Annotated in this window: 20 protein-coding genes and 1 pseudogene; 13 read left to right on the top strand and 8 right to left on the bottom strand. The window is 62.8% G+C overall.

Features of this window, described 5'->3' with window-relative positions:
* Nucleotides 1-122: 122 nt before the first annotated feature.
* The 4 genes from DL1_RS14400 to ugpC all read left to right on the top strand — a co-directional run bounded on the left by DL1_RS14400 (nt 123) and on the right by ugpC (nt 4,420).
* Nucleotides 123-1,421, top strand: a complete 1,299-nt coding sequence (locus DL1_RS14400) for an extracellular solute-binding protein (RefSeq protein ID WP_038067704.1) — start codon at nt 123-125, stop codon at nt 1,419-1,421.
* A gap of 208 nt (nt 1,422-1,629) precedes the next feature.
* Entirely contained in the window at nt 1,630-2,502 is an 873-nt protein-coding gene (locus DL1_RS14395; protein ID WP_143081753.1) for an ABC transporter permease subunit, read from the top strand.
* A gap of 4 nt (nt 2,503-2,506) precedes the next feature.
* On the top strand, nt 2,507-3,349 hold the full coding sequence (gene ugpE / locus DL1_RS14390; RefSeq protein ID WP_038067762.1) for a sn-glycerol-3-phosphate ABC transporter permease UgpE: 843 nt from the start codon (nt 2,507-2,509) through the stop codon (nt 3,347-3,349).
* Nucleotides 3,350-4,420, top strand: a complete 1,071-nt coding sequence (gene ugpC / locus DL1_RS14385) for a sn-glycerol-3-phosphate ABC transporter ATP-binding protein UgpC (protein ID WP_038067701.1) — start codon at nt 3,350-3,352, stop codon at nt 4,418-4,420.
* Nucleotides 4,421-4,578: 158 nt separating this feature from the next.
* Here ugpC and DL1_RS14380 read toward each other — a convergent pair whose 3' ends face one another.
* Complete coding sequence (locus DL1_RS14380; RefSeq protein WP_038067698.1) at nt 4,579-6,006, bottom strand: aldehyde dehydrogenase family protein; 1,428 nt, start codon at nt 6,004-6,006, stop codon at nt 4,579-4,581.
* Nucleotides 6,007-6,226: 220 nt separating this feature from the next.
* Nucleotides 6,227-6,940, bottom strand: coding sequence for a GntR family transcriptional regulator (locus DL1_RS14375; protein WP_038067761.1), 714 nt, complete (start codon nt 6,938-6,940; stop codon nt 6,227-6,229).
* A gap of 133 nt (nt 6,941-7,073) precedes the next feature.
* Between DL1_RS14375 and DL1_RS14370 the strand changes: the two genes are divergently transcribed.
* From DL1_RS14370 to DL1_RS14355, 4 genes are all read left to right on the top strand, one after another.
* Entirely contained in the window at nt 7,074-8,423 is a 1,350-nt protein-coding gene (locus DL1_RS14370) for a glutamine synthetase family protein (protein WP_038067695.1), read from the top strand.
* Nucleotides 8,423-9,733 carry an NAD(P)/FAD-dependent oxidoreductase gene (locus DL1_RS14365; RefSeq protein ID WP_038067693.1) on the top strand — a complete coding sequence of 437 codons (1,311 nt, stop codon included), beginning with the start codon at nt 8,423-8,425 and terminating at the stop codon, nt 9,731-9,733. Before DL1_RS14370 ends, DL1_RS14365 begins: the two co-directional genes overlap by 1 nt.
* 211 nt (nt 9,734-9,944) lie before the next feature.
* Nucleotides 9,945-10,973, top strand: coding sequence for an agmatine deiminase family protein (locus DL1_RS14360; protein ID WP_038067692.1), 1,029 nt, complete (start codon nt 9,945-9,947; stop codon nt 10,971-10,973).
* A gap of 1 nt (nt 10,974) precedes the next feature.
* Nucleotides 10,975-12,702: an amidase gene (locus tag DL1_RS14355; protein ID WP_038067690.1), complete on the top strand. Its 1,728-nt coding sequence runs from the start codon at nt 10,975-10,977 to the stop codon at nt 12,700-12,702.
* Between the two features lie 31 nt (nt 12,703-12,733).
* On the opposite strand, the gene DL1_RS14350 is transcribed toward DL1_RS14355, so the two are convergent.
* Nucleotides 12,734-13,306 carry a cupin domain-containing protein gene (locus DL1_RS14350; RefSeq protein ID WP_038067688.1) on the bottom strand — a complete coding sequence of 191 codons (573 nt, stop codon included), beginning with the start codon at nt 13,304-13,306 and terminating at the stop codon, nt 12,734-12,736.
* Nucleotides 13,307-13,450: 144 nt separating this feature from the next.
* Between DL1_RS14350 and DL1_RS14345 the strand changes: the two genes are divergently transcribed.
* The gene (locus DL1_RS14345) at nt 13,451-14,728 is read left to right on the top strand and encodes a 4-aminobutyrate--2-oxoglutarate transaminase (protein ID WP_038067685.1); all 1,278 of its coding nucleotides are present in this window, start codon (nt 13,451-13,453) and stop codon (nt 14,726-14,728) included.
* Nucleotides 14,709-14,975, top strand: a pseudogene (locus tag DL1_RS14340) (hypothetical protein); the annotation flags it as partial. The gene DL1_RS14345 and the pseudogene DL1_RS14340, both read left to right, overlap by 20 nt.
* A gap of 119 nt (nt 14,976-15,094) precedes the next feature.
* Here DL1_RS14340 and uxaC read toward each other — a convergent pair.
* From uxaC to DL1_RS14315, 5 genes are all read right to left on the bottom strand, one after another.
* Nucleotides 15,095-16,504, bottom strand: a complete 1,410-nt coding sequence (uxaC, locus tag DL1_RS14335; RefSeq protein WP_038067682.1) for a glucuronate isomerase — start codon at nt 16,502-16,504, stop codon at nt 15,095-15,097.
* A gap of 3 nt (nt 16,505-16,507) precedes the next feature.
* Nucleotides 16,508-17,788 (bottom strand): TRAP transporter large permease, encoded by a 1,281-nt coding sequence (locus DL1_RS14330; RefSeq protein WP_038067681.1) that lies wholly within the window; start codon nt 17,786-17,788, stop codon nt 16,508-16,510.
* 1 nt (nt 17,789) lies between these two features.
* Nucleotides 17,790-18,293 carry a TRAP transporter small permease gene (locus DL1_RS14325; protein WP_038067679.1) on the bottom strand — a complete coding sequence of 168 codons (504 nt, stop codon included), beginning with the start codon at nt 18,291-18,293 and terminating at the stop codon, nt 17,790-17,792.
* A gap of 114 nt (nt 18,294-18,407) precedes the next feature.
* Nucleotides 18,408-19,412 (bottom strand): C4-dicarboxylate TRAP transporter substrate-binding protein, encoded by a 1,005-nt coding sequence (locus DL1_RS14320; protein ID WP_051693578.1) that lies wholly within the window; start codon nt 19,410-19,412, stop codon nt 18,408-18,410.
* A gap of 53 nt (nt 19,413-19,465) precedes the next feature.
* Nucleotides 19,466-20,143, bottom strand: coding sequence for a GntR family transcriptional regulator (locus DL1_RS14315; protein ID WP_081856351.1), 678 nt, complete (start codon nt 20,141-20,143; stop codon nt 19,466-19,468).
* Between the two features lie 146 nt (nt 20,144-20,289).
* On the opposite strand from DL1_RS14315, the gene uxuA reads away from it, so the two are divergent.
* From uxuA to DL1_RS14300, 3 genes are read left to right on the top strand one after another with little or no spacing between them, the layout of a single operon-like run.
* On the top strand, nt 20,290-21,507 hold the full coding sequence (gene uxuA, locus DL1_RS14310; RefSeq protein ID WP_038067675.1) for a mannonate dehydratase: 1,218 nt from the start codon (nt 20,290-20,292) through the stop codon (nt 21,505-21,507).
* On the top strand, nt 21,504-22,967 hold the full coding sequence (locus tag DL1_RS14305; RefSeq protein ID WP_038067672.1) for a mannitol dehydrogenase family protein: 1,464 nt from the start codon (nt 21,504-21,506) through the stop codon (nt 22,965-22,967). The genes uxuA and DL1_RS14305 overlap by 4 nt, the downstream gene beginning before the upstream one ends.
* Entirely contained in the window at nt 22,967-23,860 is an 894-nt protein-coding gene (locus DL1_RS14300; RefSeq protein ID WP_038067669.1) for a sugar kinase, read from the top strand. Before DL1_RS14305 ends, DL1_RS14300 begins: the two co-directional genes overlap by 1 nt.
* Nucleotides 23,861-23,938 lie beyond the last annotated feature (78 nt).

Genomic DNA, 23,938 nt, shown 5'->3' with positions numbered 1-23,938 from the left:
CAAATGCGACGTATGCACCGGGTTGGCCTTATCGCGCCATATCACAGAGCCTTCACGCGCATGTCACGACAATGTTGCAAAATGCAATCAGCACTCGCTCAGGACAAACCTGGGAGACAGACATGTTCAAATCCACAACACTTGCCGCTTTGGCGCTGAGCTTCATGGCAGCACCCGTGCTGGCACAGACCGATATCACATGGTGGCACGGTATGGGCGGGCGCAATGGCGAGGTGATCAATGAGATCTCGCAAAAATTCAACGAAAGCCAGCAAGCCTGCCATCTGACGCCGGTCTCGAAGGGCACCTATGAAGAGGCTCTGGCCTCGGGGATCGCAGCTTTCCGCTCGGGCGAGCAGCCCAATATCTTGCAGGTCTTCGATGCAGGCGCCGCCACGATCATGGCAGCCAAAGGCGCGACGATCGCCGCTGAGGATCTGATCAAGGGACAAGGCGAGCGCTTTGACCGCAAGGACTTCATCGACGGTGTGAGCCATTTCTACGCCGACTCGGATGGCAAGTTCGTCGGCATGCCGTTCAACTCCTCGGCGCCGATCATGTATTTCAATACCGAGGCTTTCGAGAAAGCCGGGGTTGAGCCGCCGAAGACTTGGGAAGAGTTCGAAACCATCGCGCCCAAGCTTAAAGCGGCGGGCTATCTGCCGATGACCGCCTCGCAGCTGACCTGGATGATGGTCGAGAATTTCCACTCGCGTAACAACCAGCAATTCGCGACCAACAATAACGGCTATGACGCGATCAAGGGCACCGAACTGACGGTGAACACGCCCGAGCAGATCATGATGTTCGACAAGCTGAAAGACTGGGCCGACAAGGGTTGGTACGGGTTTTACGGCGCTGGCTGGTCGGACAACCTCAAGCCCTTCGAGGAGGGCAAGGTCGCAATGTGGATCGGCTCGTCGGGCAGCTTCGGCGGCTTGCAGAAATCGGCTACGGCCCCGTTCTCGGCGGTGTTCATGCCCTATTGGGCGAGCCTTGCCGATCACCAGATGCAAAGCTTCATCGGGGGGGCTGCGCTCTTTGCGATGGCCGGCAAGCCCGATGATCAGAACAAATGCACCGCGCAGTTCTTCTCCTTCCTGACCTCGCCCGAGATCCAGGTCTATTGGCACGAGAATACCGGCTATGTTCCGGTCACCACCGCCGCCTATGAGCTTGCGAAAAAGCAAGGCTATTACGAGAAAAACCCGGTCGCCGAGGTTGGCATCAAGCAACTGATGCTGCCGGGCGGTGAGTGGACCAAGGGCTACCGTCTGGGCTTCTACCCGCAGATCCGCACGATCGAAGAGCGCGAGTTCAACAAGATCTTCTCGGGTGAGACCACGCCGAAGGCGGCGTTTGAGACCATCGAGACCGAAGGCAACGCCTTGCTGGCACGGTTCGCCAAGACTTCCAGCTGAGGCCGCGTCCGCGCCTCTGCCGGCTCCGGGCGTCGCGCTCGGGGCCGGTCCCGTTTCCCGCTGCATACGCTGCGCCAGACAGACAGGTTCGCCCGTGACACATTCCCCGTCTTCGATCTCACGCCCCTTGCCGGTTCCCCCTCCGCTCTCGGCGCGTGCACGCCTTGCGAAATGGTGGCGCGGTGAGGCCACCGCGCCCGCCAAGCGGGTGCAATTCGACCGCCCGCTGACGCCGTGGGTGTTCTTGCTCCCGCAACTGGCCGTGGTCGTGATCTTTTTCTACTGGCCATCCGTGCAGGCGGTGACATCGTCGTTCTATCTCGAAGACCCGTTCGGCTTCAGCGCCACTTTCGTCGGGCTCGATAACTACACCGATGCGCTGAGCAGCGGTGAATATCTCTCGACCGCAACATTCACCGCCGGGTTTGCGCTGGTCGTCACGGCGCTGTCGCTGGGGCTCGGGCTGCTGCTGGCAGTGAAGGCGGATAAGGTGATCCGCGGCGCCTCGATCTACAAGACGGTGCTGATCTCGGTCTATGCCATCGCGCCGCCGGTCGCAGCGCTGATCGGCATGATGCTGTTTGACATGCATATCGGGCCGTTCACCCAGCTTGCGGGGCTTTTTGGCTACGATCTGAAGGTCGGCGTGAATTACTGGGATACGGCTTTTGCGATGACGCTGATCGCGGTCTGGAAGCAGATCCCCTATAACTTCATCTTCTTCCTGTCGGGGTTGCAATCGGTGCCCGTCAGCGTGCGCGAGGCGGCCTTGATCGATGCGCGCACGGGATGGGCGCGGTTCAAGGATGTGATCTTGCCGCTGCTGGCCCCGACCGCATTCTTTCTGCTGATCATCAACATCACCTATGCGCTGTTCGACACATTCGCGATCATCGATGTGATCGTCAAAGACAAGCCCGCCAACAACCCGATGACCTTGGTCTACAAGATCTATCTCGACGGGTTCAAAGGCAACGATATCGGCGGCTCTTCGGCGCAATCGGTGATCTTGATGGTTATCGTGGCCGCGCTCACCGTGGTGCAGTTCCGCTTCCTCGAACGCCGCGTGCATTACGGGTGACATGATGCAAAAGATCAAACCTCTCGACCACCTGATCCTGATCCTCGGCGCGCTGTTTCTGATCGCGCCGGTGGTGCTGGCGGTGATGTCCTCGACCCATTCGGCGGTCTGGATTCACACCAATGGGATCGCCCTTCTGCCCGGAACCGACGCCTATGCGACCTATAAAAAGGTGCTGACCGCGCGCGGCGGGTTCACCGGAGACGTCACCGGCGCGCGCATGATCTTGAACTCGATGATCATGGGCATCGGCTTTGCCGTGGGCAAGATCGTGCTGTCGATGATGGCCGCCTATGCGCTGGTCTATTTCCGCTTCCGGCTGGCCACGCTGTTCTTCTGGATGATCTTCACGACGCTCCTGCTGCCGCTCGAAGTGCGGATCATGCCGTCCTATCAGGTGATGAGCGAGCTGCATCTGCTCAACACCTATACCGGGCTGATCGTACCGCTTCTGGCCTCGGCCACGGGCACGTTCTATTTCCGGCAGTTCTTCAAATCGGTGCCAGATGAGTTGCTCGAAGCCGCGCGGATCGACGGGGCGGGCCCGGTGAAGTTCTTCTTCGACATTCTGGTGCCGCTCTCGCGCACGATGATGGCCGCGATCTTCATCATCATGTTCGTCTATGGTTGGAACCAGTATCTCTGGCCGATCCTGATGACCACGGATGAGCACTTCTACACCCTGATGCGCGGCATCAAGTCGATCCTGCAGGTCTGGGTCGGCAGCCAGATCCCCGATTACAACGAAGCCTTTGCCCTTGCGGTTCTGGCGATGATCCCGCCGGTTTTCGTGGTGGTCGTCTTCCAGCGCATGTTCATCAAGGGTCTTACGGAAAGCGACAAGTAAATGGCTGAAATAACATTGAAAAACGTCGGCAAAACCTATGCCGGTGGGGTCACTGCGGTCAGTGAGGTCAATCTCGAGATCCGCGATGGCGAATTTATCGTGCTGGTCGGGCCGTCGGGCTGTGGCAAATCCACGCTGTTGCGCATGGTTGCGGGGCTGGAAGAGATTTCGACCGGCGAGGTCGCGATCGGGGCGCGTGTCGTCAACAAGATCGAGCCCTCCGAGCGCGATATCGCGATGGTGTTCCAGAATTACGCGCTCTATCCGCATATGACGGTGCGCGAGAACATGGCCTATGGGCTGAAAAACCGCAAAACGCCGAAGGGCGAGATCGAGGCCCGGGTGGCCGAGGCCGCGCGGATGCTGGAGCTGAACGCCTATCTGGATCGCAAACCGCGCGCGCTTTCGGGCGGCCAGCGTCAGCGCGTCGCCATGGGGCGCGCCATCGTGCGCCAGCCGGAGGCGTTTCTCTTCGATGAGCCGCTCTCGAACCTTGACGCCAAGCTGCGCGTCAGCATGCGCGGCGAGATCCGCAAATTGCAACGGCGCCTTGGCACCACGGCGCTTTACGTGACCCATGATCAGCTTGAGGCGATGACGCTGGCCGACCGGCTGGTCGTGCTCAATGGCGGACGGGTCGAGCAGGTCGGAACGCCGCTCGAAGTCTATCACCGGCCCGCCACGACCTTTGTCGCAGCCTTCATCGGCTCGCCGGCGATGAACTTGCTCGATGCACATGTTGTGGGCGGGCGGGTCATTCTGGAGGGGCACGATATGGGGCCTGCGCAGGCGCCCGATGGGCCGGTCACGCTCGGCATCCGCGCCGAAGAGCTGCAAAGCGCGCCGCGCGGCTTGCCGGTCAAGCTCGATTATGTCGAAGAGTTGGGCGCGAGCCGGATCTTGCATGTCGCGGCGGGCGGGCAATATCTGGCCTTCGTGCAATCGCCCGAGATCGCCATTCCCGAGCAGATCTACCTGACTGTCCGCCCGCAGGCTCTGCATCTGTTTGACACGGCCACCGGGGCGCGGATCGGACAGGTGCCCGCCCCTGTCGCCGAGCCGGTGCCCTGATCGCACGGAGACAGGGCGCGCCCGCGGCGCGGGACCGGCATATCGGCCTCGCATCCTGACAGCTTCACGGGAGCTGCCTTCAAGCCGCTGCTTCAGATCGGTTGAATGTCTTCGGGTGGCCCCAGCGGGTCACCCGAAGAGCAACAGGCGCGACCCCTCTAGATCGAGATCGCTTTGATCTCGCAGAAATCGGCGATGCCGTGCGCCCCGCCCTCGCGCCCATTGCCCGAGAGCTTGTAGCCGCCAAAGGGCGAACCGAAGGCGATGTCCGATCCGTTCACATGGATCATCCCGGCCCGGATGCGGCGTGCCACGGCAAGTCCGCTTTCGGTCGTGCCCGATTGCACGAACCCGGCCAGACCATAGGGCGTGTCATTGGCGATGCGCACCGCGTCATCGACATCGTCATAGGCGATCAGCACGAGGACCGGCCCGAAGATCTCTTCCTGCGCAATCGTCATCTCGGTTGTCACATCGCCAAACACCGTCGGGCGCACGAAATAGCCGCGCTCGAACCCGTCGGGGCGACCGGGACCGCCCGCGACCAGTGTCGCCCCCTCGTCGATCCCGGTCTGGATCAGCTTTTGAACCTTGTCGAACTGCACCGAGGAGGCCAGCGGCCCGATATGTTTGCCCGGTTTGGCGGGCAGATCGACCTGCGTTCCCTCGGCCACAGAGCGCGCGATCCGAACAGACTCTTGATACTGGCTGGCGGGGACGAGCATGCGGGTCGGCGCGTTGCACGACTGCCCGGTGTTTTGGAAGCAATGCTGGACACCGCGCGTCACGGCAGCCTCCAGATCGCAATCGTCCAGCAAGATATTGGGGCTTTTCCCGCCCAGCTCGAGCGTCACGCGCTTGACCGACGGTGCGGCGGCTTTCGAGATCTCGACGCCCGCGCGGGTGGAGCCCGTGAAGGACACCATCGCCACATCGGGATGCGCGACGAGCGGCGCACCCACCGTGGGGCCGTCGCCATTCACCAGATTGAACACGCCCGCAGGCACCCCCGCCTCATGCAGGATCTCGGCATAGAGCAGCGCGTTCATCGGCGTGAGTTCCGAGGGTTTGAGCACCATGGAGCAGCCAGCCGCCAGCGCCGGGATGACCTTGAGCGCGATCTGGTTGATCGGCCAGTTCCACGGCGTGATCAGACCGCACACGCCGATGGGCTCATGTACGATCAGATCGCCGCTGGCATTCTTATGCTCAAAATCGAATGCCTTGAGGGCTGCGACAACACCATCGAGATGCCCGATACCGACGGCGGCCTGCGCGCGTTCGGACAGAGTGATCGGCGCGCCCATTTCCTGCGTGATTGTCGCGGCCATCTCGCCAAAGCGCTTTTCATAGACCTCCCGGATCGCAGCCAGCAGATCGAGGCGCTCGGCCTTTGTCGTCTGCGCAAAGCTCGGGAAGGCTGCATGGGCGGCGGCCACCGCGGCATCGACATCCGCCTGCGCCCCCATGGCGACACTCGCAAATGGGGTTTCGGTCGCCGGGTCGATGACATCGGCTGTGCGGTCGGTGCTCGGGACAACCCATTTGCCGCCGATATAGAATTTGTCGGACTGAAGGTGCGCCATGGAAGTCTCCTATCCTGAAGATGAAGCGACCCGTTGGTGGTGCGTCCTGACATGGCAGGGACCGGACGAGTCGACTTTTCCCCATAAAGGTATCACAAATAAATAAATGCAATCGCATTTTATGTCTTTGCGCTGAGATATGCTGCCCGAAATGGCGCGCGCATTCCCAGATCGCGGCCAGATCGCATGGCGGGCCCATCGCAAAAAAGGGGGTGGGCGCCTAGCTCTGGCCGGTCTGCGCCGCGCGCGCCTCTTGCTTGAGCTTCTCGCGCCCGGTGCGCACGATCCCGTCACGGATGTCATTTTCGATCGCCACGATCAGCGCTGTGGCATTGCGCTCGCGCAGGGCCGCTAGGACCTCCTTGTGGCGGTCGATATGGTAATAGGCTTTGACTTCGCGCACGACCTGACGCTGGAACGGGCCAAGCTGAAGCCAGATGCTTTCAATCAGCGGAATGGACTGTGGATAGGGGTTGGCCCCGTAAAGCCTGCGGTGGAATTTATGGTTGAGCTGGGTCAGATCTTCCATCCGATATTCGGCGATGGCGAGATCCATCGCATCATCGATCTCGGTCAATTCCTGCACGATGACGTCTGAAATATAGGGCATCGCGCGCTCAGCCGAGTGGGTCTCCAGAGCGATTCGCAGCTGGATCAGCTCTTCGAACCGGCCCGCCTCCATCACCGGAATCCGCAGCCTGCGATTGCCGAGAACTTCCAGCGCGTGCTCCGAGCTGAGCCTGCGGATCGCCTCGCGCACGGGCGTCGGGCTGAGGTTGAGATAGCTCGCAAGCCCGCGAATGGTCAGATTGGTGCCCGGCTCGATCGAGCCCAGCATGATCGCGTTGCGCAGACGAAGATAGGCATATTCCTGGACGGTTTCCGTGTCGCCCGTTGGCAACTCGGGGATGTTGAATGCATCCTTCTTCGTCATAAAATGCGCTGCCTTTTGCTGCATGTGGCGCCGTCTCAATCGCGCAGCACAGTTGACAGAATCTCAAATCAAGATACAAGTCGCAAAAATGATATCACATTTTTTTCTTTGATATCGCATTAGGAGAAAGAACATGCAGGAACACGACCCCGAGACATGGCTCCGCAACAATCCCGAGGTCAAAACGGCCATCACCGCGATCTGCGATCTCAACGGTATGATGCGCGGCAAGCGCATTCCCATCGATCAGATCGACAAGGTTCTGGGCGGTGGCGTGCGGATGCCGCTTTCGGCCATCGGTGTCGATGTCTGGGGCGAGGATATCGAGGGCAGCGATCTGGTGTTCCACACCGGCGATGCGGATGGGCTGTGTGACTATACGGGGCGGGGGATCTTGCCGATGTCCTGGGCCAATCACCCGACGGTCATGGTCCCGATGTGGCTGTCATGGGAGGGCGGCGCGCCGTTCCTTGGCGACCCGCGCCGCGCGCTTGAGCTGGTGACCAACCGCTACAAGGCGCTCGGGCTGACGCCCGTGGTCGCGACCGAGCTGGAATTCTACCTTGTCGATCCCGATACCGACCGCCCCGAGCCGCCGAAATCGCCGGTCTCGGGCAAACAACTCGATTCCGATGACGTCTATTCCATCGACGAGTTGCAGCATTTCGACGATTTCCTGAGCGATGTGTTCGATGCCTGCCGCGAGCAGGGCATTCCCGCCGATTCCGTAATCTCGGAGAACGGCGCGGGCCAGTTCGAGATCAATATGATGCATGTCGCCGATCCGCTGCGCGCCGCGGATGACGCGGTTTTGTTCAAGCGGACCGTGCGCGGGATTGCACGCAAGCACGGGATGGCGGCCACCTTCATGGCCAAGCCCTATGGCAACCTCTCGGGCAATGGCTTCCATGTGCATTTCTCGCTGATCGATTCCGAGGGGCGCAACGTGTTCGACGATGGCACGGATGCGGGCACGGATGTGCTGCGTCACGCGGTGGCCGGGCTGTTGCAGACGATGGCCGAGAACACGCTGACCTTTGCCCCGCATGAGAATTCCTACCGGCGGCTCGCCCCCGGTGCGCATGCGCCCTCGGCCATCGCCTGGGGCTATGAGAACCGCACGGTGGCGGTGCGCGTGCCCGGCGGAAATCCCAGCGCGCGGCGGATCGAGCACCGGGTCGCGGGCGCTGACGCCAACCCCTATCTGGTGCTGACCAGCATTCTGGGCGGCGCGCTTTTGGGCATTGAAAACCAGTGGGAGCCGGTCGCCCCGGTCAAGGGCAACGCCTATAATCAGGATCTGCCGCGCCTGCCGCTCGACTGGGCCTCGGCGATCGAGGCCTATCGGCTTGGCCCAAACGTGCGAAAGATCTACGACCCGCAACTCCAGCGCATGCTGATCGACTGCAAGAAGCAGGAACTCAGCGTGTTCAAACGCCATGTGACCGATTTTGAGTTTCACACCTATCTGGAGACCGTCTGATGAGCAAAGCCGCGACCTCCTACGCCGGAGACGGCCAACATACCGCAAGCTATTATGCGGCCTCGGCCAATCCCGCGCCCGTCCGCCCCGAACTGATCGGCGATCAGGAGATCGATATCTGCATCGTGGGCGCGGGCTATAGCGGCGCCTCCGCCGGGCTGCATCTGGCCGAAAAGGGCCATAAGGTCGCGATCGTCGAGGGCGCTCAGGTCGGCTGGGGGGCGTCCGGGCGCAATGGCGGGCAGGTGGTGAACGGGCTCAACGCTTCGCTGCAAACCATCGAGAAGCGCTACAGCCGGGACACTGCGAATTTCGTGGCCAGCGTCGTGCAGGAAGGCCAGGAGATCATCCGCGAGAAGATCGCGACCTATGACATCAAATGCGACCTCAAGAACGGCAATATCTTTGCGGGCTATACCGACGCCCATCTGCGCGAGCTCGAAGCGCGCAAGGCGCTGTGGGAGAGCTACGGCCACCACAATCAAGAGATGCTCTCGCGCGCGCAGCTGCGCGAAAAGGTCGGCTCGGATGTGTTTTCGGGCGGTATGATCGATCACAGCGGCGCCCATCTGCATCCGCTCAATCTGGTGCTGGGCGAGGCCGAGGCCTTTGAGAAAAACGGCGGTGTCATCTACGAGCACTCGCCCGTGCTCTCCGCCGATACCGAAGCCGCGCGCCCGGTCGTGCGCACTGCCAAGGGCGCGATCACCTGCAAGACGCTGATCTTGTGCGGCAACGCCTATCTTGGCCATGTCGTGCCGACTTTGGAGCGGCGGGTGATGCCGGTCTCGACGCAGATGATCGCCACCGCCCCTCTGGGCGATGCGCTCGCCCATGAAATCCTGCCGGGCGATGAATGCGTCGAAGATATCCGCTACATCCTCGATTACTTCCGGCTCTCTGCCGATAAGCGCCTGATCTTTGGCGGCGGTCTGGTTTATGGCGGCACCGATCCGGCCGATATCGAGGCCAAGATCGTGCCGAACCTCAAAAAGGTGTTCCCGCAGCTCTCGGATGTGAAGATCGATTTTCGCTGGTCGGGCAATTTCGCGCTCTCGTTCAGCCGGGTGCCGCAGATGGGCCGGATCGGGAGCAACACCTATTTCGCCCATGGCTATTCGGGCCATGGCGTGACCGGGTCGCATCTGTTTGGCCGGATCCTGTCTGAGGCGGTGGACGCCGATCTGTCGCGCTTTGACACGTTTGCCAAGGTTCCATGGATCCCCTTTCCGGGCGGTCGCACCTTCCGCGTGCCCTACACCGTGATGGGCGCGTGGTGGTATGCGCTGCGCGACCGGCTGGGTCTGTGAGCGCGCGCCGCGCCTGACAGAAAGACGTTGCAACACAAGGTTTGGGAGGCCCCTCGAAGGATCAGATGGCACGGGTGATGGCGGCCTATCGCAGACAGCCGGGCGTTTTTCGAGACCCGGTCTGCGTTGAGCGCTTGATCTTGTGAGCAGGGCGCGCGCAAATTTAACGCAAGGCCCCTCCCCCCGACTTCAGATTGTGAAAGAGACGCCCATGACCTGGACCATGCCCCCCGAGACTGCGCCGCAAGAGCGGATCTGGATGGCGTTTCCCTGCGAGGGAGAGACGCTTGGCGAGACCTCAGAACAGCGCGAGGCGGGCTATGCGGTCTGGGCCGAGGTCGCCAATACGATTGCGCGATTCCAGCCGGTGACGATGATCGTCGATCCGTCCGCGATGGCACAGGCCCGTCGGCGGCTCGACTCGCAGATTGAGCTGGTGGAGCGCTCCGTCGGAGAGTTCTGGATGCGCGACAGCGGGCCGACTTTCGTGCATGACGCGCAGGGCCAACTGGCGGCAGTGGACTGGATCTTCAACGGCTGGGGCGGCCATGCGTGGGCCAATGCCGGGCCCGACCGCGACACGGCGCGTTTCATCGCGGATCTCGTGGGCGCGCCGGTCATCCCCTCGCTTCTGGTCAATGAGGGCGGCGGGATTCATGTCGACGGTGCGGGCACGGTGTTACTGACCGAGACGGTCCAGCTTGATCCGAACCGCAATCCGCATGCCGACCGGCAGCGGGTCGAGGCGGAAATGGCACGCGTGCTTGGCACGCACAACGCGGTCTGGCTGTCGCGCGGGCTGTCGCGCGATTACGATGAGTTTGGCACCTCGGGCCATGTCGATATCGTGGCCACGAGCCCCGCGCCGGGCAAGCTGCTGATGCATGCGCAGACCAATCCCGAGCATCCCGATTTCGAGGTGAGCGCAACCCTGCGCCGGGAGCTGTCCGAGGCGGTGGATGCGAATGGCAAGCCTTTTGAGATCATCGAGCTGCCCGCGCCAGAGGTCCTGCGCGACGCGCATGGGTTCGTGGATTATTCCTACGTCAATCACCTCGTGATCAACGATGCCGTCATCGCCTGCGGATTTGGCGAGCACCGCGCCGATGCCCGGGCCGCGCAATCTTTGGCCGGGGTTTACGGTGACCGCGAGATCGTCACGCTCGATGCGCGGGAATTGTTCGCGCGGGGCGGCGGCATTCACTGCATCACCCAGCAACAGCCGAAAGCCGGAGCGTGAGATGAACGTCATCGAGAGCTCGATTGCCGATCTGCAAGCGGCGCTGGCGCAGGGCGAGACGACGGCAGAGGCGCTGGTGATGGCCTATCTCGACCGGATCGCGCATTACGATCACGCCGGGATCGCGCTCAATTCCGTGCCGGTGCTCAACCCGGAGGCACTGGCCGAGGCGCGGGCCTCGGATGCAAGGCGCGCTCAGGGCGCGCCGCTCTCGCCGCTCGACGGCATCCCCTACACCGCCAAAGACAGCGACAAGGTGCGCGGGCTTACGGTGGCCAGCGGCTCGCCCGCGTTCAAGGATCTCATCGCATCGGACGATGCGTTCGTGATTTCGCGGCTGCGGGCGGCGGGCGCGATCTTGCTGGGGCTGACCAATATGCCACCGATGGCCAATGGCGGCATGCAGCGCGGGGTCTATGGCCGCGCGGAATCGCCCTATAATGCGGCCTATCTGACCTCGGCTTTTGCCTCTGGCTCCTCCAACGGGTCGGGGACCGCGACGGCTGCCAGCTTTGCGGCCTTCGGTCTGGGCGAGGAGACATGGTCGAGCGGGCGTGCCCCTGCGGCCAATAACGCGCTCTGTGCCTATACGCCCAGCCGGGGCGTGATCTCGGTGCGCGGCAACTGGCCGCTTGTGCCGACGATGGATGTCGTGGTGCCCCATACCCGCAGCATGGGTGATATGCTGGCGCTGCTCGATGTGATCGTCGCGGATGATCCTGAGACGGAGGGCGATTTCTGGCGCAGCCAACCTTGGGTCGCGATCCCGAAACCCTCCGAGACCCGGCCTGCCTCGTATCGTGCCTTGGCGGACAGTGCCTCGCTGCGCGGCAAACGCTTTGCGCTGCCCGCGATGTATATCAACGCCGATCCCGAAGCCGGGACCAATCCGGATGGCGGCATCGGCGGCTCGACCGGCCAGCCGATCAAGACGCGGCCCTCATTCGTGGCGCTGATGGCGCGCGCGCGAGAAGCGATCGAGGCCGCGGGCGCGCAGGTCATCGTCACCGATTTCCCGCTGGTCACCAATTACGAAAGCGACCGACCCGGCGCGCCCAGCATTCATACGCGGGGTCTGGTGTCTCCGGACTTTCTGACCCGCGAGATCTGGGATTTGTCGGTCTGGTCTTGGGATACTTTCTTGCGCCTGAACGACGATCCCAAGCTCAACCGCGTGGCCGATGTCGACGGGGCGATGATCTTTCCCAAACCTGAAGGCGCCCTACCCGACCGCTATACCGGGTTCGACGACGATATTGCACAATACCCGGCCTTCGCGCGCAGAAACCCGGTCGGCGATTTTCGCGAGATTCCCGAAATTGCAGAAGGCGTGCAAGGGCTGGAGGCCACGCGGCGCGCGGATCTTGAAGACTGGATGGATGGGCTGGGTGTCGATGCGGTGATCTTTCCCGCGATGGCCGATATCGGCCCTGCGGATGCCGATGTGAACCCGCGCTCTGCGGATCTGGCGTGGCAGAACGGGACATGGGTCGCCAATGGCAACCTTGCGATCCGTCACATGGGGGTGCCCACGGTCACGGCGCCGATGGGCATGGCCGAGGATATCGGCATGCCTGCAGGCCTTACCTTCGCCGGACGGGGCTGGTCGGATGCGCAACTGCTCGCCTATGCGGCGGCGTTCGAAGCCACGGGGCCCTATCGGACCGCGCCGCCGCGCACCGCAGCCACAGCGCCTGACGGGGTGGGCAAGACTTTGCTCGCACCCTAAGCGGTGGCTGGGCGCCGCCCGGTTTGACGGGTCAAAACGTCGGGGGTGTGCAGGCGCTCACGATCACGCATGTCTCCGCGCCCACCTGCCGAAACCGGTGCGGGGCGCGGCTGTCGAAGTAATACGCATCGCCCGCGCCAAGGATCTTGCGGTGCGAGCCCACGGTGATCTCGACGCGCCCTGACAGCACGATCCCACCCTCTTCGCCCTCATGGCCATACATCACCCGACCGGTATCGGCGCCGATCTCGTAGGTCTCATAGAGGATCATCAGTGAGCGCCCGAAAAGGTTCGCGCCAACCTGTTTGAGCGAGAGCTTCCCCTTGCCGATCTCGGTCAGCTCGGAGGCCGCGTAGAAGCTCGTCTTCTCGGGTTCGGGCTGAAACGCGAAAAACTCGGACATGCTGATCGGGATGCCATCGAGCACGCGCCGCAGCGCGCTCACCGACGGGTTTGTCTTGCCGGATTCGATCAGCGAGATCGTCGAATTGGGCACGCCCGACTTTTTCGCGAGCAGCCGTTGCGACAGGCCCGCGCGCTCGCGGACGTAGCGCAGGCGCCGCCCCAGCTCCATATCTTCATGCGCGCTGTTAGTGTCGTTCATTATCCGCAAACATCTTTCGTCAGACCGTTTTATTTCAATGTGTTAGGGCCACACAGAAACAGACTATTTTGGAAAAAATAACGCCTTATGCTCGCGGAATCTAGAGATATTCGGCGCATGCGCCGCCTTGAAAGGGACCAAGACATGAAGAACGCAGAGATTTCCGCGCGCCGTGAGGCTGCGATCCCTAAAGGCGTCGGGATGCAGACCCAGATCTATGTCGAGCGCGCCTCAGGTTCGGAGGTCTGGGATGTCGAAGGGCGGCGCTATATCGATTTCGCAGCCGGGATCGCGGTGGTGAACACCGGCCATTGCCATCCGCGCGTGATGGCGGCTGTGCAGGCCCAGACAGCGGCCTTCACCCATACCTGCCATCAGGTGCTGCCCTACGAGAATTATGTGCGCCTCGCCGAACGGCTCAATCAGAAAGTGCCGGGCGACTTCGAGAAGAAGACGGTTTTTGTCACGACCGGGGCGGAAGCCGTCGAAAACGCTATCAAGATCGCGCGCGCCGCAACCGGGCGTTCCGCCGTTATCGCCTTTGGCGGCGCCTTTCACGGACGCACGTTCATGGGCATGTCGCTGACCGGCAAGGTCGCGCCCTATAAGCAGAATTTCGGCGCGATGATGCCCGATATCTATCACGCGCCTTTCCCGGTCGCGCTGCATGGCACGACCTCGGACGACGCGATGCGCGGGCTGCAGGCGCTCTTCAAATCCGATCTCGATCCCAACCGGGTCGCAGCGATCATCATTGAGCCGGTCCAGGGTGAGGGCGGCTTCTATCCCGCCCCGCGCGAGTTCATGAAGGCACTGCGCGCGCTTTGCGACACCCATGGGATCTTGCTGATTGCCGATGAGATCCAGACGGGATTTGCACGCACCGGGCATCTGCTGGCGATGGAGGGCTATGACGTCACCGCCGATCTCACCACGATGGCAAAGGGCTTGGCAGGCGGGCTGCCGCTTGCGGCTGTGACCGGGCGGGCCGAGATCATGGAGGCTGTGCAACCCGGCGGCTTGGGCGGCACCTATGGCGGCAATCCGCTGGGGATCGCAGCGGCCCATGCGGTGCTCGACGTGATCGAGGAAGAACAGCTCTGCGCGCGGGCCAACATGCTGGGATCGCGGCTGAAACAACGGCTCGAGGAAATCCGTAGCCGGGTGCCGGAAATGGTGGATGTGCGCGGTCCGGGCTTCATGATCGCGGCGGAATTCAACACCGCCGACGGGCGCGCACCGAACCCCGAATTCACCCATAAGATCCGGGCCGAAGCGCTGGAGCGCGGCCTCGTTCTTTTGACCTGCGGCGTCTATGGTAATGTCATCCGCTTCCTCGCCCCGCTCACCATCCCGCAAGAAATCTTCGCCGAGGCGCTCGATATTCTAGAGGCGTCGATCCTTGCGGCGAAGGGGCTTTGAGACGACGCCGCTCAACCTGAACGACCCCTCGCTGCTGGAAACGCGCGCCTATGTGAATGGCATCTGGGAAGACCGGGCTGCGCGGTTTGCGGTGCATGATCCGGCCACCGGAACCATGATCGCCGAGACGGGAAAACCCTGGGCTGAGGCGCGCTGTACGATCCTCTACGGTGCGTCCTTCATTGAATGGTTCTCGCGAGAGTCCAAGCGGATCAAAATGCTCAAGCGGCCCGTGGACGTTGTGGGCTTGAAACTCGGAATTTAGGATTTTCTGTAAATCAAGAATATCTGCCCCGGCGGGATCGAATAGCTCAGCCCTTAGCGGGGCGTCGCGCTACATTGCGACGCCCCGCTAAGGGCGGTGCCTCAGTCGAGGCGGTAAGCCTCGCGGGCCGCATCATACGAGAGCCATCCCGCCAGCTCGCGCGCATGGGATGGATCGATCAGATGACGCGCCACCATATCGGCGAGGAACGTCGCGCAGCATCTGCGCCAGACATCGTGACGTGCGGGTATCGACAGCAGGGCGCGGGTATCGTCGTTGAAGCCCGCGAGATTGAGGAAGCCCGCGGATTCCACCACCCCGTCGAGATAGCGGGCGATGCCGCGCGGGCTGTCATGGAACCACCATGGCGGCCCCAGCCGCAGCGCGGGCCAGTAGCCCGCCATCGGCGCCAGCTCCCGGCTCAGCACGCTTTCGTCGAGGCAGAAGAAGATCAAGCGGAAGCCGGGCGCGTTGCCAAACCGGCGCAAGAGCGGGCCGAGATCTTGCGCGGGCGAGACGGGCTGCGGAATATCGGCGCCCAGATTGGGGCCGCGCGTGCGCATCAACTCGGGATCAGTGTTGCGCATCACCCCGGCATGGATCTGCATCACCATGCCATCCTCGACCGACAGCGCCGCCATTTCGCTCAGCATCTGGGCGCGAAACAGCTCGGCCTCCTGCGGATCGAAATCGCCGCTGAGCACGCGGTCCAAGAGCGGTTGTTTCTCGCCCTCGGCCAGATCGGCGGTGCGCGCGGTGGGCACGCCATGATCGGTGGCACAGGCGCCAAAGCTGCGGAAGGTTGCGCGCCGCCTGCGATGGGCCTCGATCAACCCCTCCCAGCGGGCGGTGTCGCAATCGGTCAGCGCGCCAAGACGCGCCAGATTGGCCGCGAAATCGGGATGGTCGGGATCGGTCACGTCATCGGGGCGATAGGTGGTGCGCACCCGTTTCGTGAGCCCTTTTGCGGCCAGCTCCCCCTGCGCCTCCAGCGGATCGAGCGCGAATTCCGTCGTCGCGATCACCTCGACATTGGCGCGGTCCAAAATGGCCAGCGGCCGCATCTCATCGCGCGGCAATTGCTGGCCAATCGTGTCAAAGATCGCATCGGCATTCCCCGCGCTCAGACGCTCGGAGATGCCAAAGCCCCAAGACATCGCGTGATCGATCCAAAGCTGCGAGGGCGTGCCCGCAAAGAGATGGTAATGCGCCGCGAAGTGACGCCACGCCGCACGCGGCTCGGCCACCTGCGCGCCGTCGCGCCGGGGCACGCCCAGATCGTCATAGCTCAGCCCCTGCGATTTGAGCATTCGCAAGACGTAGTGATCGGGCGTCAGAAACAGGCTCGTCGCATCGCTGAAGGCGGGGTTATGTGCAAACCAGCCCGGATCGGTATGGCCGTGCGGGGACACGATGGGCAGGCCTTGCACCGACTCGTAGAGGTCACGCGCAATGTTCCGCTGAGCCGGATCGGCCGGAAACAAACGGTCGGGATCGAGAAATTGAGCCATGGGTTATCCAAACATCAGATTGGGCAGAAAGAGCGTGAGCTGCGGAACGAACAAGAGCAACAGCAACAGCACGAAGATGGCGAGGAAGAAGGGCAGCGACTCGCGGATGTAGTCCTCAAGCGGTGTCTTGAGAATGCCGCAGACGGTATACATCGCAACCCCAACAGGCGGCGTCATCGAGCCAAGCGTCACGATCGTCATCATCAGGATACCGAAATGCACCGGGTCGACGCCCGCCTTTTCGATCACCGGCACAAAGATCGGCGTGAGCAGCAGGACAAGGATCGTGCTCTCGAAGAACAGCCCCGCGATGAACAGGCTGATCAGGATCACCGCCACGATAGCGCGCGGATCCGAGAGGGTTGATAGCAGCGCGCTTGCGATGCTTTGCGGCGCCTGCAGGAAGATGATCGCAAAGCCGATCATGCCGCTCATCAGGATGATCAACATGATCAGGCCGATATCGGTGATCGCATCGGTGAAGGCGGTTTTCATTCGCGCGACAGTCAGATCGCCATGAAGAAAGAAGCCCACGATGATTGCGTAAACCACGGCGAAGGCACCGACCTCGGAAGGGGTGAAGATCCCGCCGCGGATCGAGAAGATCAGGAGCACCGGGAAGAGCAGCGCGAATTTTGCCTGCCATGCCGCGCGGCCCAGCTCGCCCCAGGTGGGCTTGACGCTGTCGGCCACGACATAGTTGCGCCGCTTGGCCACCAGCCACGCCGCGACCATCAGGAAGATCATCATCAGGACGCCCGGGATGATCCCGGCCATGAACAGCCGCCCGATCGAGACCTGCCCTACATAGCCATAAAGGATCAGCCCGATCGAGGGCGGGATGGTCGAGGTGATGAGCGAAGAGAGCGCGATGACCGAGGAGGCATAGCCCTTGGAATAGCCCGCGCCAATCATTTGCGGCCCGAGAATCCGGGCCTCCATCGCGGCATCGGCCACGGCCGAGCCCGACACGCCGCCCATCAGCGTCGACAGGATGATCGACACCTGCGCCAGCCCGCCTGCCATCCAGGCCACGGCCACATGCGAGAACTTGAACAGCCGCTCTGTGATGCCGCTCTCATTCATCAGATGTCCGGCCAGCACGAAGAACGGCACCGCCAGAAGCGGGAAGCTTTGCGACACGGTGGCGATTTTCTGCACCCCGATTGCCACGGGCATCACGTCAGAGGTCAGAAAGAAGGTGAAGCCCGAGATGCCAATGGCAAAGGCGACCGGCGCCCCGAGGATCAGCAGGGCAAAGAAAACGATGGCGATCAGGAGCATCTCAGATCTCCCCTTCCGAGCTATGCGAGGTGAAGACGAGTGTCCCTTCGCGGTCGCGCCCGCGCCACGCAGAAATGAGATTCTGGGTCATCGCAATGATCAGTAGAACCGATCCGACGGGCACCGCGATGGTGACCCAGGCATAGGGCAGCCCGGAATCCCCAAACTTGCGCTGCATATTCATCATCGTGAGCTTGTAGCCCTCGACCGTCAGCGCCAGCAAAAAGGCGCAAAAGACCAGATAGAGCGCGCTCTCAAGCCACAACCGCGCACGATGCGGCAGCAGCCGCACGAGGAAATCGACGCCCAGATGAACCCGCTGTCGCATCGCACGCGTGGCCCCGACGAAGCACAGCCAGATGAACAAAAGCTGCGCGAGATCGACCGACCAGATCAGCGGATGGCCGAAAAACCGCATGACTGCGGCGATGAAGACAAGAAAGGTGATTGTCGCAAGAAGGATGATACCCACGGCAAGTTCGACCGTGTTCAAGATGCGCGTCATGGAGGCCCCCGTTTGACGCACCCGGCTATGCTATGCGCCCGGCAAGGGCATCATGCGACAGGCGCGTAGATCGCGAAAGGCCGGAGCGCGATTGCTGCGCTCCGGCTGTCAGTGTCAGGCGTTTGCGATGCCCTGCAATTTGTCGCGCAGCGCACCATAGCCCAGCTCGTCATAGACCGGCGCCGTCGCCTTGACGAAGGGCGAGGTGTCGATGTCGCGCACCGAAAGTCCCTTGTCCTTCAGGCTCTGTTCGATCGAAGCCAGCGAGTCGCTCGTGCCGTTCGAGGCGATATCGCCTGCCTTGACCGACTCGTCGCGCAGGATCTTCTTGAGATCATCGTCGAGCCCGTCGAACCACGGCCCCGAGGTGACGACCCCGGTGATCAGGTTGATATGGCCGGTCTTGGTGATATGGGTAATCACCTCGTCGAGCTTGGCCCCAACCACCGCGGGGAGCTGCGCTTCGGCGCCGTCGAGCACATTGCTCGACAGGGCCGAATAGACATCGCCCCAAGGCATCGGCGTGGGTGTGGCTCCCATTGCGGCAATCGTCTTGATCCAGACCGGCGCGCCGGGCGTGCGCATCCGAACGCCGTGCAGATCGTCGGGGGTGTTCACTTCCTTCTGGGTCAGCACGTGGCGCAGACCCTGCCACCAGTTGAACGAGAGCACCTGAAGCTGCGAGCCGGTATTGAGCTTGCCGACCCACTCTTCGAACATCGGCGAGGTCACGACCTTGCGCATCCCGTCATAACCGGGCGCGAGATAGGGCGCGCCGAGCACGCCGAACTCTTCTTGATAGACCGCAAGGCGTCCGCCATCCACGACCACCGCGACCGGAGCGCCGGCGCGGGCCTGCTCGAGCACGTCTTCATCAGGCCCGAGCTGGGATTGCGGGAACAGTTTGATCTCAAGGCGGCCATCCGAGGCTTTCGCCACATTCGCCTGCATCGCCTCAAGACCCTTATAGAGCGGGTCTGTCGTGGCGAGCGCCGTGTTGATCGAAAGCGCCTGCCCTGCGGCAGAGGCGCGCCGCCCGATCGAGAACACCCCGGTGGCTGCGACCGTGCCGACGATGCCTTGCAAGGCGGCGCGGCGGCTCATGGTTTTCCGTGTCATCTTCTTCTCCTCCCTAGAGTTTCATTGCCGTAAGCGACGCTCCTAGGTGCCGTTCAGATCCTCTCGGATGCGTCGAAATATGTTGGTTTGTCTTCCACGATGTCGGGCAGATCACTCAGGATCGCCTGCAGGTGCTGACGCATCGCAGCCTCGGCCTCGGCGGGGTTTTCCCGCTCAAGCGCTGCGACCACCTCAGCGTGCTGATGCACAAGGTTTTCCATGGGAAAGCGCTTCGTGCTGAGATAGCGCACCCGGTCCATCTGCGACTTGATGGTCTCGACCATCGACCAGGCGTGGTGCTTGTCGGCGGCCTCTGCGAGGGTACGGTGAAAGCGCTCATCCAGCTCCATGAAGCCAAGATTGTCGCCTGCCTCAACGCGCTCACGCTGTGCTGCGATCTGAGTGCGCAGCTCGCGATGCAGCGCCGGGTTGCCCGTCATGGCCAACAGTTTGACGACATCGGCCTCAATCGCCTCGCGCACGAAACGCGCATCCATCACCGCCGAGACGGCGATCTTGCGCACGAAGGTTCCGCGCTGCGGCCGGATCTCCAAGAGCCCCTCATCGGCGAGCTTGATGAACGCCTCGCGCACCGGCTGACGACTCACCTCATATTCGGCGCCGATCTCGGCCTCCGACAGGCGCGTGCCCGGTTCCAGATCGCCGCGAATGATCCGGTTACGCAGCAAGCGAAACACCTGCGGCGAGACCGCGGCGCTAAGATTTAGCATTTCTCTCGGATGCTGAGCGCTCATCGTGAAATCCTCCTGAGCCGAGACACTAAACCATACCACCATACTAGTCAACCGAACTGCGCCGTGCTAGGGTGCCCAAGTTCCATGCGCAGGCACGGATAGAACCGCTCGGGAGGATAAGAATGAGGCAGACTTGGCGCTGGTTTGGGCCGTCGGATACGGTTTCAACATCGGAAATGCTGCAAGCGGGGGTGGAAGGCGTCGTCAGCGCGCTGCATCACATCCCCACAGGTCAGGTCTGGCAGCCCGATGCCATCACGCAGCGCCAGTCCGAGATTGCGCGCCTGCCCGATGGCACGCCCTCCGGTCTGGCGTGGGAGGTTGTCGAAAGCCTGCCCGTCTCGGAAGATATCAAGCGACAAAGCGGGGAATGGCGCGCGCATATCGACGCCTATAAGACCAGCCTTGAGAACCTCGCCCGCGCAGGGCTTGAGGTCATCTGCTACAATTTCATGCCCGTGCTCGACTGGACGCGCACGGATCTGCACTGGCCCCGCCCGGACGGCGCCACCTGCATGCGTTTCGACTTCGTGGATTTCGCTGCCTTCGATCTGTTCATTCTGGAACGCCCGGGCGCGAAAGAGTCCTTCCCCCCCGAGATTATCGAGCAAGCCCGCGCCCGCTTTGCCAAAATGGATGACGCCGCCAAGAAGGCGATTGCGCGCAATGTGGTGTTCGGTCTGCCCGGCGCTGCAGAGAGCTTCTCGCTGAGGGATGTGCAGGCCAATCTTGATGCGTATCGCACTGTTACCCCCGACCGGCTTCGCACGAATTTCGTGGATTTCCTGACCGAGGTCATACCCACCGCAGAGCGCCTTGGCCTGCGGCTGTGCTGCCACCCCGACGATCCGCCCTTCGATCTGCTGGGTCTGCCGCGCGTCATGTCGACCGAAGCCGATTTTCGCCAGCTGACCGGTGCCGTGGACAGCCCCGCCAATGGCATCACCCTGTGCACCGGATCGCTTGGCGCGCGCGGCGACAATGATCTTGCCGGTATGATGGAGCGGCTTGGGCCGAAGGTCCATTTCCTGCATCTGCGCAATGTCACGCGCGAAAGCCCAAACGCGCCGGGCTCGTTCTATGAATCCCGCCATCTGGACGGCGATGTGGATCTTGTGGCGGTGATCGCCGCCGTGCTACGCGAAGAGGCCCGTCGCCGCGCGGAGGGCCGCTCCGATGTCTCGATCCCGATGCGTCCAGATCATGGGCAGGACATTCTCGATGACCTCACGCGGCAGGCCCAACCGGGCTATCCACTGATCGGCAGGCTCAAGGGTCTGGCCGAGTTGCGCGGTGTGATCACCGCCCTCTCCCACCCCAAACACGGAGCCACCGCATGACCCGTCTCAAGCACCTCGCGGATATCAACGGCCCGGCCGATCTTCCCGGCTATGACCCTTCCGCGCATGGGACGGGGATCGTCCATCTCGGGCTTGGGGCGTTTCACCGCGCCCATCAGGCCGTCTATACCGATGCGGCTTTGGCCGCAGAGGGGGGCGACTGGCGGATCATCGGCGTCAGCTTGCGCAGCGTCGAGATCGTCGAGGCGCTCAGCGCGCAGAACGGGCTCTATACCGTGATTGAGCGCGACGATGCCGCAAGCACCGGACGGGTCATCGGCGCGATCTCAAAGGCGCTCTCGGGCGCCGGGGGTGGCGCGGAGATCCTGCGCGCGCTCAGCGATCCGAGCACCCGGATCGTCTCGCTCAGTGTGACTGAAAAGGCCTATGGAATTAGTCGCGACGCCTATCAGGCCGATCCGAGCCACCCGGCGGTCGCAGCCGATCTCGCCCATCCCGAGACGCCCTCGGGCGTGCTGGGGCTGCTCAGTGCGGCGCTGCGTGCGCGGCGCGCGGCGGGCCATGATCCCTTTACCGTTTTGTGCTGTGACAACCTGCCCGATAATGGCGCGATGCTGCGCGGCGGGGTGATCTCTTTCACCGAACACCACGATCCCGAGCTGGCCCAGTGGATCGCAGACACGGTCGCCTTCCCGTCCACGATGGTTGACCGGATCACCCCGGCTGCGACCGACGAGACGCTGGCCGATGCGCTGGCGCTGACCGGCTGCGAAGATCACGCCGCGATTGAGACAGAGCCGTTCTCGCAATGGGTCATTGAGGATCATTTCCCGACGGGCCGCCCGGCGTGGGAGGCGGGCGGCGCGCTCTTTGTCGAAGATGTCCGGCCCTATGAGCTGATGAAGCTGCGTCTGCTCAACGGCGCGCATTCGATGCTGGCCTATGCCGGATTTCTGGCGGGCTGCGACTATGTCCGCGATGTGATGGCGCGGCCCGATCTGGCGCGTCTGATTGCGCGCCAGATGGATGCTGCCGCCGCCACCTTGCCACCGCTTGACGCGATTGATTTGCAGGCGTACCGCGACCAGCTTCTGGCGCGGTTTGCCAATCGGGCCATCGCGCATCGCACGGCCCAGATCGCGATGGACGGAACGCAGAAACTGCCGCAGCGGATTTTCGCGCCCGCGGTCGATACGCTGCGCGCCGGGGGCGATCTGTCGGCCTTTGCCTTCGCCACTGCGGTCTGGATGCGCTACGCTTTGGGGCGTCATGAGGACGGCACGAGCTATACGCTCAACGATCCGCGCGGCGAGGAAATCACAGCCGCGCTCAAGGACAAGACCGAGGCCGCCGCGATCAGCCGCGCGCTGCATGCGCTGCCCGGCCTCGTCCCGAACTCCCTGAGCGACAGCCCGAAATGGCGCGGTGCGGTCGAGCAAAAGCTCACGACACTCTTGCAAGACGGGGTCGAGGCCGCGATCCGCAAGGAGGCAGAGTGATGTTTGATCTCGTTACGATTGGCGAGGTGATGGCCGAACTGCGCCGCGACACGCGCAAATCGCCCGATTGGCAGATCGGCTTTGCGGGCGACATGTTCAACTCCGCCGTCTACGCCGCGCGGAACCTGCCGCCGGGGCGGGTCGCCTTTCACTCGCGCATCGGGCGCGATCCGCTTTCGGCGGATTTCGCGGATTTCGCGCAGGCGCAGGGTGTGGACACCGCCCATGTCGCGCGCATCGCGGATCGCAATATCGGGCTTTATTCCGTCAGCACCGATCCGCAGGGCGAGCGCAGTTTTCACTATTGGCGCGATCAATCCGCCGCGCGCGGATTGATGCTCGATTCCGAAACGCTGCCCGCCGCGCGGATCTACCTGTTCTCGGCGATCACGCTTGCGATCCTGAGCCCGCAGGGGCGCGATCAGTTGCTCAAAGTGCTGGCCGCGCGCCGCGCAGAGACCGGCTGCCACATCGCGTTTGATTCCAATTTCCGCCCGCTACTCTGGGAAAGCCACGAGGCCGCACGCACAGCAATTGCCGCCGCATGGGAGATCGCAGATATCGCCTTGCCGAGCGTCGATGACGAAATGGCGATTTTCGGCGACCCGGACGAGGCGAGTGTGCTGGCCCGCTTTGGCGCGCGGGAGTGGCATGCAGGCGCGCTCAAACGCGGCAGCGGGGGTCCCTGCCCGCTTGGCGCGCCGGTTGACCCGGGCGTGAGCTTCGCGCCTGCAACCCATGTCGTGGACACGACCGCCGCGGGTGACAGCTTCAACGGGGCCTATCTCGCAGCCTTCCTGCGCGGCGCGCCCGAGCCCGAGCGGCTCACCGCCGCACATGCCTGCGCCGCCGAAGTGGTGGGCCATAGCGGGGCGATCTCGCCGCGCGCGTGAGATGTCGTCGGACAGCGGGGGCAGCATGTCACCGCGTGGATTTCGATTTAGGGTCAGGACCCATTGATTTTCGTGTAT

Origin of the sequence: Thioclava dalianensis (assembly GCF_000715505.1) — a bacterium.
Classification (GTDB): Bacteria; Pseudomonadota; Alphaproteobacteria; order Rhodobacterales; family Rhodobacteraceae; genus Thioclava; species Thioclava dalianensis.
This window is presented reverse-complemented; position numbering and strand designations above follow the sequence as displayed.